The sequence below is a fragment of the Terrimonas sp. genome, from assembly GCF_003075435.1.
GTDB lineage: Bacteria > Bacteroidota > Bacteroidia > Chitinophagales > Chitinophagaceae > Agriterribacter.
This window is the reverse complement of record NZ_QCZJ01000004.1, coordinates 171917-185276: the sequence shown is the minus strand read 5'-3', so window position 1 is coordinate 185276 and position 13360 is coordinate 171917. Positions and strand designations below refer to the sequence as shown.

Annotated in this window: 7 protein-coding genes; all 7 read left to right on the top strand. The window is 42.4% G+C overall.

Going from position 1 to position 13360, the window contains the following annotated elements; translation table 11 throughout:
* Positions 1–44: 44 nt before the first annotated feature.
* The 7 genes from DC498_RS06760 to DC498_RS06730 all read left to right on the top strand — a co-directional run bounded on the left by DC498_RS06760 (position 45) and on the right by DC498_RS06730 (position 13359).
* On the top strand, positions 45–794 hold the full coding sequence (locus DC498_RS06760; RefSeq protein WP_116873386.1) for a DeoR/GlpR family DNA-binding transcription regulator: 750 nt from the start codon (positions 45–47) through the stop codon (positions 792–794).
* 20 nt (positions 795–814) lie between these two features.
* Positions 815–3970, top strand: coding sequence for a SusC/RagA family TonB-linked outer membrane protein (locus tag DC498_RS06755; protein WP_116873385.1), 3156 nt, complete (start codon positions 815–817; stop codon positions 3968–3970).
* A 19-nt stretch (positions 3971–3989) separates the two neighbouring features.
* On the top strand, positions 3990–5987 hold the full coding sequence (locus tag DC498_RS06750) for a SusD/RagB family nutrient-binding outer membrane lipoprotein (protein ID WP_116873384.1): 1998 nt from the start codon (positions 3990–3992) through the stop codon (positions 5985–5987).
* Positions 5988–6320: 333 nt separating this feature from the next.
* Entirely contained in the window at positions 6321–9770 is a 3450-nt protein-coding gene (locus DC498_RS06745) for a transglutaminase family protein (RefSeq protein ID WP_116873383.1), read from the top strand.
* 125 nt (positions 9771–9895) lie between these two features.
* On the top strand, positions 9896–11344 hold the full coding sequence (locus tag DC498_RS06740; protein ID WP_116873382.1) for a circularly permuted type 2 ATP-grasp protein: 1449 nt from the start codon (positions 9896–9898) through the stop codon (positions 11342–11344).
* A gap of 112 nt (positions 11345–11456) precedes the next feature.
* Positions 11457–12398 carry an alpha-E domain-containing protein gene (locus DC498_RS06735; protein WP_116873381.1) on the top strand — a complete coding sequence of 314 codons (942 nt, stop codon included), beginning with the start codon at positions 11457–11459 and terminating at the stop codon, positions 12396–12398.
* 13 nt (positions 12399–12411) lie between these two features.
* Positions 12412–13359, top strand: coding sequence for a transglutaminase family protein (locus DC498_RS06730; RefSeq protein WP_116873380.1), 948 nt, complete (start codon positions 12412–12414; stop codon positions 13357–13359).
* The last annotated feature ends 1 nt before the right edge of the window (position 13360 follow it).

Genomic DNA, 13360 nt, shown 5'->3' with positions numbered 1-13360 from the left:
GTTTTTGCAGGAATTTCGTAACTTTCTGGCACCAAAAACTTTAAATGCTTAAGAAAGAACGCCAGGCATATATTCTGCATCAGCTTAATCTGCACAATAAAGTATTGTCTTCAGGGCTTTGTGAAGCTATAAATGTGTCGGAAGATACCATTCGCAGAGACCTGCAGGAACTTGCAGATTCCGGCAAAATCATTAAAGTGCATGGAGGAGCTTTATCCCTGTCTTTTTCAGACTTTAATCTTCACAACAACAACGTATATGGTAAGGATGAAAAGCAGGTTATTGCCCGAAAAGCCATTGGTTTAATAAAAGAGAATATGGTTGTGCTTACCAGTGGCGGTACCACCATCAATGAACTGGCACGCAGCCTGCCGCGGGAATTAAAAGCCACATTTATTTCCGGGAGTATTCCTGCTATCCTTGAATACAGCAATCACCCGAATATTGATGTTATTGTAATTGGTGATAAGATTTCCAAAAACTCCAGGATCACTATTGGCGCCGATGCCATTGCGAAAATCAGGTCATTAAAAGTAGATCTATGCATTCTTGGTATTAATGCTATAGATATAAAGCATGGCGTTACCGATTGTGACTGGGATGTGGCACAATTGAAAAAGGTGATGATAGATTCCTCACAAAACGTAGTTGCACTTGCCATCTCTGAAAAAATAGATACATATCAACCTATTCACATTTGCCCCCTACAAAACATAGACTACCTGATCACAGAGCTAAACCCTGATGATGAACGCCTGAGCGCTTATAAAAAAATGGGCATCCAATTAATTTAATAAACAATAAAACAACGCTTATGAGAAAGTGTTTTTATCCAGGTATTTTATTACTGCTGTTAGCTCTTGTGCCGGCATTAATAAATGCCCAAGTCAAAACTGTTACCGGCACTGTACTTAGTGAAAACAGTATGCCGCTACCAGGAGTTAGTGTATCTATTCAGGGCACTACCACGGCAACCAAAACAGATGCCGATGGCAAGTACAGTATTTCTGCAAAGCCGGGCGATGTGCTGAGTTTCTCTTATGTAGGTTATACTCCCGAGTATGTTGTAGTTGGTCAAAATGCGGTGGCCGATGTAACACTCAGGGTTAAAAGCAGCGAACTGGGAGAAGTGGTGGTAACAGCGCTGGGCATTAAAAAGGAACGAAAAGCTTTGGGCTATTCTGTTTCCGAAATAAATGCAGAGGAGTTAATGAAAAACAAGAATACGAATGTTGTTAATTCCCTGGCGGGTAAAGTTCCCGGTGTAAACATTACACAGTTCAGTGGTTCTGCCGGAGCAGGAGCGTCAATTACCATCCGTGGTGGTAACTCCACATCAGAAAGCAGGCAAAACCAGCCCTTATTTGTTATTGATGGTGTTATATATGATAACTCCACCACGGTTACCGGCAACACCGGCACCGATGGAATGAGCCGCAGCAATACAACTTTTTCAAACCGTATAATGGATATCAACCCGGAAGATATTGAAAGCCTGTCTGTATTGAAAGGAGCTGCTGCTGCAGCATTATATGGCTCCCGCGCGGCGGATGGTGTTGTTGTTATTACCACAAAGAAGGGAGCGGAAGGAACAGTAAAGGTTGATGTTACCAGCAGGATAAGCACTTCCTGGGCTAACAAACTGCCCGAGGTTCAAACCGAGTTTGGCACCGGAACATATTCTGTTAATGGCGTTTTCACCAAAGACAATATTTATAGTTCGTGGGGAGAAAAGATTACAGCATCAGAGAAAATATATGACAATATCGGCAACTTCTTTCGGAAAGGGCTGATTTACGATAATAATGTTAACGTTTCCGGTGGCACAAAAAACAGCTCTTTTTATTTGTCTGGTTCTAATTTTAACCAGGCAGGTATAGTGCCCAACACCAAATACGATAAAACTACTTTCCGTTTTAACGGTGAACAGAAATACGGTCGTTTGACCCTGAACGCAAATGTTGCCTATTCTGTTGCCAAAACCAACAGAACGCTGACTACCGCAGGGTTATATGGCAGCGGAGTAGGAAGTATGCAGGCATTGTATAACTGGCCGCAAACATTCGACATAAAAGAGTATATTAACGAGGATGGAACGCAATATCGTCCATTTGCCGGAACCCTTCCGTTGGAAAACGATATTGATAACCCTTACTGGATCATTAACCAGGATAAGCTTACATCTCAAACCAAACGTATTACAGGAGGTGTGAGCGGCAATTACAAAATCACAAACTGGTGGGATGTGATAGCGCGTTTGGGATACGACCAGTATACAACTGATGATTATACTTATATCGCACCAGGTTCCGCTGTGGCGCCTTTGTATCAGAACGGCCGTTTGAGCAAACCTAAATATGATTATACATTCATTACAACAACGGTAATGAGTAATTTTCATAAAACATTCGGCGATTTTGATACGCACCTGATGCTGGGTACTACTTCAGAAAATACCAAAACAAGCAGCCAGGTTCATTGGGGATATAACTTTGTAACAGCCGGCACTATCAGCTTTAACAATATCTCTACAGACAACAAGTTTTTTAATGATGCAACAGGACGCAAACGGCTGGTAGGCGCCTATGGAGAAGCGGGAATATCTTATAAGAATATTGTATTCCTTACTGCAACAGGGCGTAATGACTGGTCTTCCACATTACCTTTAGAGAACAGATCTTATTTTTATCCCTCGTTGAGCGGCTCTCTTGTGTTTACAGAGCTATTACCCAAAAATGATATACTTTCTTTTGGCAAGCTCAGGGCAAGCTGGGCACAGGTTGGTAAAGATGCAAATGCATATGCCACCAATACCTATGTATGGGCTCCATACACTATCGGCTCTTTTGTGCTGGTGGGGAACCAGTGGGCAGCAGGTAACCCTATTTTAAAACCTGAAATTCAAAGCTCTTGGGAAATTGGAGGAGAGTTTAAATTCCTGAAGGGACGTATCGGTTTGGATTACACCTACTATCATAGCCAGACAAAAAACCAGATCGCTCAACCCCGTTTAGCACAATCCGGAGGTTTCATTTTCAGCTCTCTTAATACCGGCTCTGTTATTAATAAGGGTATGGAAATAATGCTTACAGGTAAGCCTGTAGTGCAAAAGAATTTCGGATGGGACATTACGTTTAATTTCTCCTATAACAAAGGCAGATTGGGTGACTTCCTTCCGGGCGTAGCCTATTTTTATCCTACAGATGCCCAGTTTGGAACAGTAAAAGCGGCGTCTGTTCCTAACGGTGGTTATTTTCTTGGGATGACAGGTCAACCATATTTGCGTGAAGTAGACTCAAAAGGAGTTGAAATACCAAATGGGCGCTACCAGGTTGATCCTACTACCGGGTTATATAAATTGAATACCACCAACCCCGTTGTTGGCAACCGTGAACCAAGTTTCATTGGCGGTATCAATAATACCTTCCGGTATAAACAACTTTCTTTGTCATTCCTTCTTGATATTCGCAAAGGCGGAGATGTATTTAACGGTACAGAATATGCACTGGTTGTAAACGGTCTAAGCAAAAGAACTTTGCTGAATGACAGGCAATCGGTAACTGTAACCGGCGTGAACAGTGTAACAGGAGAAGATTTTACACAAACTTACGAAGCAAACCAGTCCTATACTATTGGCAATACAACATACGCAGGTACAAACATGATCCAGCGTTACTGGTCAAACTATGCGGCTAATTCCTACAACTTTATTACTTCGGTAAACTGGGTAAAGCTGCGCTCTCTGTCATTAACGTATGATTTCTCCGGTATATCAAAGCGTCAGAAAGTTATCAAAGGACTTACTGCAACAGCAGTTGGCACCAACTTATTTACATGGACAAATTACAAAGGAATGGATCCTGAAGTAAGCGCGGCAGGAGGAACAGGTGGTTCGGGTTCTACAGGTATTGATTACCTGGGCGTGCCCGCGGTAGCAAGCTTCACATTCGGAGTAAACATTACATTTTAATTAATGAAAAAAACAAGTTATGAAAAAGTTGATCTATATAATATTGGGTTGTGCACTTGTGGCAGGATCCACTTCGTGTAAAAAATGGCTGGATGTTAATACAGACCCTGATAACCCCAATAATCAAAGCGTACTGATCCAAAACAGGCTGCCCTGGATTGAACATTTTTATATGTACTCCTCCGGAGTTGCCAATTACCGTACCGCCTTGCAGGCAGGCGTTTTTTATACTACCAATGCCAATGGCAATACGTTCAGTACAACATGGGCTGCCGCCAGCGGAAACTCAACAACGCCCTACCAAACCTGGTTTGTTGCAGTATCGTCTAATGTGATTGATATGTACAACACCGCTCAGAAACAGGGCGCTTATCATTATATGGCAGCGGCAAATGTTTTTCATGCACTTGGCTTTATGCAAATGCTGGATATTTATGGCGAAATGCCTTATACGGAAGCCGCTACAGGAAACCCAAGCCCTAAACCGGATGATGGCAAAACCATCTTCAACGGTTGTATGGATAAGCTGAACGAGGCTATCAGCCTTTTTGAGATGACACAGGAAGCTGGCACGCCCTCTCTTTCTCTCGGCGATTATGTAAATAACGGCGATGTAAGCAAATGGATAAAATTATGTTACGGATTGAAAGCCCGCTACATGCTGAAGCTGTCAAAAAAATCAGACCTGTATAATGCTGATTCCGTTCTTTACTTTTTATCAAAAGGTCCGCAGTCAAATGTTGATAACACATTAGTGCCATGCTTTAACAACAGCACGGTAACCGACTTTTTATTGGGCGATCCGGTTGTAACCAATGGCAACTTTAATTATGCGGCTTATGGTAGTACCCAGCGTATTTCCCAATATTATTACAACCTGTTAACAAACCTGCGTGGTTCAGGAATAACAGATCCCAGGATGACTAAAATTGTGCCTGCTTCCATGGCAAACGTTAAATTAGATGCCAGCGGCAAAGTATCTTCTTATACATGGAACCGTTCTTTGGGCGTTGATTCTTACGGGGCGGCAACCAGGTTGATAAAAGGAGGAGGCCCGGCTTCTATTGCTACGGCTACTTATGCTGCTACAAATGTATCAAAAGACTATACCATAGCCGATGCAACGGATCGTGACGAGTTTATTGCCGCGCAGGTTGCGGCAGGACGTACCCACTCAGTTAACGGGAATGTTGTAACCGTAACCTATCCTGCCGGTTCTATCTACATCAATACAACCAATTATGTACTTGCCGGTGATACAGCCTATGTAAATATGCGTAGCAGCGCTTTGGCTACATCAGGAATCATCGACCAGCCTTCTAACGATGTTAGCTGGTATCCTTCAGCAGCAGCGTATGCTGCGGGCGTTGTTGGCTCCACAGGATCATTCCAGGTTCGCCCGGTTTCTGACCAGGAAATTTTGACTTATCATGAAATGTGCTTTATTAAAGCTGAAGTTTTCATGAGAAAAGGAGATGCAGGTAATGCGTATGCCGCGTATACAGACGGCATAAGAGCACATATGGATATGATGCAGGCTAAATTAACCGAATGGCAGGGTGGCGGCTATACCAATACCAATCCTGATATGGCGCCTATGGATGATGCTGACATCACTGCTTACCTGGCAAGCGATGCGGTTTGCCAGTCTTCCGGCGCTTTAACTATGTCTGACATTATGCTGCAGAAATACATCGCTATGGGATGCAGTATTGAAAACTGGAATGATATGCGCCGGTTTAACTTCAGCGCAGGAAATGTAGGCGGATATGGCGTTGTTTATCCCGGTTACCAGCGTGGGGCATTATTTACAGGTGCAACCCAACTGACCGGAGGCGCTCCAACAGATGTAAACTACTGGATGCGCCGCTGGGCTTTGCCACCGGTTTATGAAATACAATACAACTCCATAAATACACTTGCCTTAAATCGCCATGCTGCTGAGCCGAATATATGGGGCATGCCTGTTTGGTGGGATTGTGCAACAGATGAAGAGTATTATAATTACCTTAAATAGTAACAGTATACAGAAGCCTCTAATAAAAACAAAAAGTGCTGGGCAAAGATGCTCAGCACTTTTTGTTTTTTATCCCCTGCAATATATAAGGATGTATAACCTGCATCAAAAACATGAAAAGCCTCAATTCTATTATAAATCTGCTTCAATTAATCCTGCTCCAAATTTTGTTACCTTAGAAAAACACGTTAATTTCATTCTCACAGTTTGCTACTGCCCTATTGCATATCAAAGATGATTCAAGTACCGTAGCTCGTAAGTATTTCCTGCGTGTATAAGTTTCAACCTTTAGATAGCAAGAGTTATAGTTATATACTATATCAATAACACAATATGGCAATACGAGTAGCAATAAACCACAAAACAACTTATTCTTACGACAGACCCGTGTCGCTGTCACCGCATATTTTTCGTTTACGTCCTGCGGTACATTCACGCACTCCCATTGAAGCATATTCTTTTAAACTAAAACCTGCCGAACATTTCATTAACTGGCAGCAGGATCCTTTCGGCAATTACCAGGCAAGAGTGGTTTTCCCTGAAAAAACCAGGGAACTGAGCATTGAAGTGGAAGTAATCGCCAGAATGACGGTTATTAACCCTTTTGATTTTTTTGTAGAAGAATATGCTGAGCATTTTCCGTTTGAATACCAGGGTACACTGAAAAAAGAACTGGCGCCCTATCTTGAAATAAAGGAAAGCGGCGCGCTTTTAAAACAATGGCTGCAGCATATTGATATTTCAAAAGAAACGCCGATAGTTGATTTTTTGGTGAAGATAAACCAGGCTGTTAATAAAGATATTGCATACACTATACGTATGGAACCGGGTGTGCAAACACCTGATGAGACATTGCGTAAAGCCCTGGGGTCCTGCCGGGATTCCGCATGGTTACTGGTACAGATACTTCGCCATCTTGGGCTGGCTGCAAGATTTGTATCAGGCTACCTGGTTCAGCTAACGGCGGATATTAAATCGCTTGACGGACCTTCAGGTCCTGAAGCCGACTTTACCGATCTGCATGCATGGACAGAAGTATATATTCCGGGTGCAGGATGGATAGGGCTTGACCCTACCTCCGGTTTATTTGCAGGCGAAGGGCATATTCCCCTTGCATGTACGCCGGATTATGCAAGCGCAGCACCTGTTGTTGGCGCTAAGGACCCGGGTGAAACTGAATTTAGTTTTTTAAACACAGTTACACGGATACATGAAGATCCCCGCGTTACCAAACCATATACTGATGAGCAATGGGAAGCAATAGATGCTACAGGATACAAAGTAGATGAAGACCTGAAAGCAATGGATGTGCGCATGACAATGGGTGGCGAACCAACCTTTGTTTCCATCGATGATATGGAATCAGCGCAATGGAATACCGCTGCTGACGGTTTGCACAAACGTATTTTATCTCATGATCTCATTTTCCGTTTGCGGGAAGCTTTCGGTCCGAACGGGATGTTGCATCACGGACAGGGAAAATGGTATCCCGGCGAACCGCTACCCCGCTGGCAATATGGCTTATACTGGCGTAAGGATGGTTTTCCTGTCTGGAAAAACAAGGAACTCATGGCGCTGGAAAACAGTCCGCAGAAATATACGTACAAAGACGCTCAATTGTTCATGGAAGAACTGGCAAAATGCCTGGCAGTAAGCACTGAAAATATTACCCCTGCGTATGAGGATGTTTTTTATTTCTTGTGGACGGAAGGTAAAACACCTGTAAATATTGATCCGCTTAAATATAATTTAAAAGATTCTATAGAACGCCGTACCCTGGGACAACTGCTCGATCGCGGGCTCGATTCTCCCGCCGGATTTATACTCCCTGTTGAATGGAATCACTGGAATAATAAATGGCGTAGCTGCAAATGGCGGCTCAACAGGGAATACCTTTTTCTTATGCCTGGTAATTCACCTATCGGCTTAAGGCTACCACTTAACAGTTTACCTGTTGCTGCAAAAAACAAAGAACCGCAACAGGTAGAAAGAAGTTTGTTTGAAGAATTTGAACCACTACCCTCTTACCAGGAGATCATTACCTCACGGTATGGGTTAGTGGCAGAACACCCGGCTGTAAAACAACCTTTGCAGGCTCAAAAAATATCTGATAAAAAAGAGAAAGAAAAAGGCAGGAAGAAAAAGACAGATGAAGACGAGGAATCAACCATACCGCCGGTTTTTGAAACTGATGTTATTAAAACTGCTATCTGTATTGAAGCACGTGATGGCATTATATATATTTTCCTTCCGCCGGTAAGTTATTTAGAGCACTACTTCGATCTTGTAGCTTCTGTTGAGAGAACCGCTGAAAAGTTGCAGATGCCTGTTCGCATTGAAGGGTATGAACCACCGAGAGATTATCGCATTGAGCGCCTGGTAGTATCACCAGACCCTGGTGTAATTGAAGTAAACATTCATCCTTCAAAAAGCTGGGAAGATCTGTTATACAATACCAACACGCTTTACCACCAGGCATATTTATCCCGCCTCGGCACAGAAAAGTTTATGCTTGATGGAAGACATACCGGCACGGGCGGCGGCAACCATATTACCATTGGCGGCGCTACGCCTTCAGATAGCCCGCTGTTGAGGAGGCCAGATCTGCTGCGCAGCCTCATCACCTACTGGCAGCATCATCCTGCCCTCTCCTACCTGTTTTCAGGCGCGTTTATTGGCCCAACCAGCCAGGCGCCACGTATTGATGAAGGCAGGGAAGAAAAGTTGTATGAGATGGAAATTGCTTTCAAACAAATTCCTGAAAACAGCAGTGTACCTTTTTGGCTGGTAGACAGGTTATTCCGGCATTTACTTACCGATATAACCGGCAATACACACAGGGCAGAATTTTGTATTGATAAACTATACTCTCCTGATTCATCATCAGGACGATTAGGCATATTAGAGTTCCGCGCATTTGATATGCCGCCGCATAAGCAAATGAGCCTGGTACAAATGCTATTGATAAGAGCATTGATCGCCACATTCTGGAAAAAACCTTATAAACATGACCTGATAAGATGGGGAACAGAGCTGCATGATAAATTTATGCTGCCCCATTATGTACATAAAGACATGCAGGATGTAGTAGAATTTCTGAATGAGGCCGGCTATCCTTTCCATATGAGTTGGTTTGATCCATATTTTGAATTCCGGTTTCCGCATTACGGAACGATAACGGTAAAAGATATAACGCTCGAAATAAGAATGGGCATAGAGCCATGGCATGTACTAGGCGAAGAGATGTCTTCGGGCGGCACCGCAAGATTTGTGGATTCATCTATGGAAAAAGTACAGGTTAAATTAACAAACCTGCACAGCGACAGGTATATATTGCTGTGCAATGGATGCCGTGTGCCGCTTTCGGCAACCGATGTAAAAGGAGTATATATTGCAGGTATACGTTACCGTGCATGGCAACCACCATCCGCACTGCACCCAACCATTGGCGTAGACTCCCCTTTGGTATTTGATATTGTTGATACCTGGAGTAAACGTTCTGTAGGCGGATGCACCTATCATGTATCTCATCCCGGAGGAAGAAGCTATGATACATTCCCTGTAAACAATTACGAAGCAGAATCAAGAAGGGTAAGCCGCTTCTGGGATCACGGGCATACACAGGGTGTAATACAAACCCGTGCAGACATTTCTCCTTCGCGGCATTATATCACAGAAAAAAATACAGTATCCGCTGTAGGGCATTTGCCGGAGGTAGAGATCAATAAAGAATTTCCAAAAACGCTTGATCTCAGGCAGCACTGGAATAAAAAAATGTATTAGGATGCATACAGATAACCCTGTCAAAATTTTTTTACCGTTGATTTTATCGGTATATTCCGTTAATAGCAGGTAAATATTATACAGCACATGCGCTGATGTATTGCCGCACTATAAACCACTTTATTATGAGTATTGAAACTTTGCTAAATGAGTACACCTGCCCGCCAGACATTTGGGATGAAATGTGCACAGAAGGAAAAGTACGCAGCCATTACACCAAAATGGTTTCTTCATTTCAAAACCTCAACGTTCCTGATCTTCAGCAAAAAGATCTGCTGGCGAGTGAATTGTTTATGAACCAGGGTATAACATTTACTGTATACAGCGATAACAAGGGTATTGAAAGAATATTTCCGTTTGATATTATTCCGCGTATTATAACCGGTAAGGAATGGGACGTAGTTGAAAAGGGCATAACGCAGCGCCTTAAAGCGCTGAATATGTTTTTGAAAGACATTTATAATCAACAGCAGATACTCAATGATAAAGTAGTTCCTGTAGAGCTCATTGCTTCCTGCCCGCATTTTTTGCGTGAAGTGCATGGCATTAAAGTCCCGCATGATATTTATGTGCATATATCAGGCATTGATCTGATACGAGGCGATGATGGCAGGTTTTACATACTGGAAGATAACCTGCGCACACCATCAGGCGTAAGCTATATGCTGGAGAACAGGGAAGTAACGAAAAGAATTTTCCCTGATATATTCGCCGCAAACAACGTAAGGGTTATCCATAATTATCCCTTAATATTATACCAGAACTTACTGAAGCTTGCACCAACCCAGGTATCTAATCCCACTGTTGTACTATTAACACCGGGCATATATAACTCTGCGTATTATGAACATACTTTTCTTGCAAAGCAGATGGGCATCTCATTGGTTGAAGGCCGCGATCTTGTGGTAGACGATCATAAAGTATATATGAAAACAACCAAAGGACTGGAGCAGGTGCATGTAATATACAGAAGGGTGGATGATGAATTTCTTGATCCGCTGGTATTTAACCCAACAAGCGTATTGGGTGTGCCGGGGTTAATGGGCGCTTACAGAAAAGGGAATGTGGCTATCGTAAATGCCATAGGCAATGGCGTTGCAGACGACAAAGCGGTATATGCGTATGTGCCTGCAATGATAAAATACTATCTTAACGAAGAACCTATTTTGGAAAACGTACCGACTTACGAAATGAGTGAGCCCGATGCAAGAGAACACGTGTTTAAAAACATCAGGAAAATGGTGGTAAAAAGGACCAACCAGTCCGGCGGTTATGGTATGGTTATGGGCAGCACAGTAAGTGATGAAGAATGGGAAAAAGCAAAAGTGGAAATTGAAAAAGACCCGAGAAGTTTTATAGCTCAGCCTATCATCAAACTATCAACGGTTCCCTGCTTTATTGATGGTAAGTTTAAACCGCGGCATGTGGATTTCAGACCTTATGCATTGTGTGGACCAGATGGCGTAACCATTGTGCCTGGCGGGTTAACAAGGGTTGCGCTTAAAGAAGGGTCACTTGTGGTAAATTCCTCGCAGGGAGGCGGAAGCAAGGATACCTGGATAGTAGACTTATAAATTATTGATTTGAGATTTGAAATTACTTGCTTTCAGATTTCATGACAGTTTTGCAAACACATCTAAAATTTCAAATCTCAAATTTCCAATTTCAAATCTCAAATGCTAAAACATGTTAAGTAGAATTGCTGACTCTTTATTCTGGCTAAGCCGATATATGGAAAGGGCCGATGGTTTATTAAGAGCAACCAGAACACACTATCTTATGTCGCTCGATAATGTGGTGTTGGGCGACAAATCATGGCGCCCCGTGCTTGAAATATTTACTACTGCAGACCAAAGCACTATTAAGGAAATTGAATATGACTCACATGCGGCATTGCGTATGCTTATCAGCGATCAGAATAACCACAGTTCGCTGAAAGTTATTTTAACCCGTGCCCGCGAAAATGCAAGAGGCGCACAGGATCATATTACAAAGGAAGTGTGGGAAGAAACAAACGCCATGTATCACTATATCAACAAATCAACTATAAACGAACGTTTTGATGAGCGTGATGTTTTGCAGATACTACAGCAACTGACACAACACAGTCTTTTATTTACAGGCATTGCGGATATGACCATGCCACGCGGACTTGGCTGGAGCTTTATGAACATGGGTAAGTTTACAGAAAGGTGCTTTGAAATACTTACGTTTTGCGATAAGCATTATGAAATGATCAATTATGATCTCAGTTCTGATAAAGCAATGATACACTGGAAGGAATTACTATTCTCCTTATCCGGTTATGAACTGCATCTGAAAACTTACCGTACACACAATTATAACCGCAATGTACTGCACCAGATTACATTTAATGAAGACTTTCCACATTCCGTTATCTATACTTTAACCCGCATTGAAAAATACCTGAACGATATTGTGCAGGAAAATCAATCCCCGGCGAATAATGAGCTACTCAGATTATTCCGGAAATTAAGCAGCAGGATTAAATACATGGATCAAACTTCGTTAAACAGCAGTAATTTAAAATCCTTTCTTGATGAGGCACAGAACGAGATGTTACAGTTCAGTAATCAATTAGGACAAAACTTTTTTTCTTATCAATAACTAACATTGTTAAATGCCCGTATATAAAATTCATCATATCACCAGATATGAATATGACAGGCCCGTTCGGGAAAGCACGAATGAAATAAAATTATATCCTTTCATTTGCCGGGAACAGGAAACATTACAACACGATATTACTATTACCGATTCTCCTAAAGTTGAAATCTATATGGATTATTGGGGGAACAAAACAGGCTCTTTTAATGTGCTTGTTCCACATCGTTTTCTGAATATTGAAAGCAGGCTTATCATCCGCACTACGCTCGGTAGCCAGTTACATGTAAATTTTCACAGCAGCTTTACCGATCTTAAAAAAGAGATGGAAAACCAGTTGCTGTTTTTAGAATTGGCAACACCTGATACCATAAAAGCAACAGGAGCCATCAAAGAAATTGTTGATCCCATATTAAGCTCAGGTAAAAGTGTTGCCGCTACGGTAGAATATTTTGCTGAATATGTGTTTAAGCATTTTAAATATATAAAAGATGTTACCAGTATTGAAACCACTATAGACGAAATATTAGCGCACAAAGCCGGCGTTTGCCAGGACTTTGCGCATGTGTTGCTCCAATTGCTCAGAACTGCAGGTATACCTTCCCGTTATGTAAGCGGATACATTTGCCCCAATAAAAACGGGATGCGTGGCGAAGGTGCTACACATGCATGGGTGGAAGTATGGATTCCGGGTTATGGCTGGGCAGGCATTGACCCCACCAATAATGTATGGGTAACCAACGCGCATGTTAAGCTCGCTGCAGGAAGACATTTTAAAGACTGCACCCCGGTAAAAGGCGCTTTTAAAGGACCTGCAAGGCAAACATTATCGCTCTATGTATCGGTTGGTTATGAAGATGGCCATATATTTGAAGAATTAAATAATGTAAAAATGAGTGTGCAGCACTCTGCCAGGCCGGAAGAACCAATAGTTGAAGGGCTGGCAGGGCAACAACAACAGTAGA

Coding starts and splice junctions, on each gene's coding strand:
- DC498_RS06760 (WP_116873386.1), top strand. CDS start 45: ATGCTTAAGAAAGAACGCCAGGCATATATTCTGCATCAGCTTAATCTG.
- DC498_RS06755 (WP_116873385.1), top strand. CDS start 815: ATGAGAAAGTGTTTTTATCCAGGTATTTTATTACTGCTGTTAGCTCTT.
- DC498_RS06750 (WP_116873384.1), top strand. CDS start 3,990: ATGAAAAAGTTGATCTATATAATATTGGGTTGTGCACTTGTGGCAGGA.
- DC498_RS06745 (WP_116873383.1), top strand. CDS start 6,321: ATGGCAATACGAGTAGCAATAAACCACAAAACAACTTATTCTTACGAC.
- DC498_RS06740 (WP_116873382.1), top strand. CDS start 9,896: ATGAGTATTGAAACTTTGCTAAATGAGTACACCTGCCCGCCAGACATT.
- DC498_RS06735 (WP_116873381.1), top strand. CDS start 11,457: ATGTTAAGTAGAATTGCTGACTCTTTATTCTGGCTAAGCCGATATATG.
- DC498_RS06730 (WP_116873380.1), top strand. CDS start 12,412: ATGCCCGTATATAAAATTCATCATATCACCAGATATGAATATGACAGG.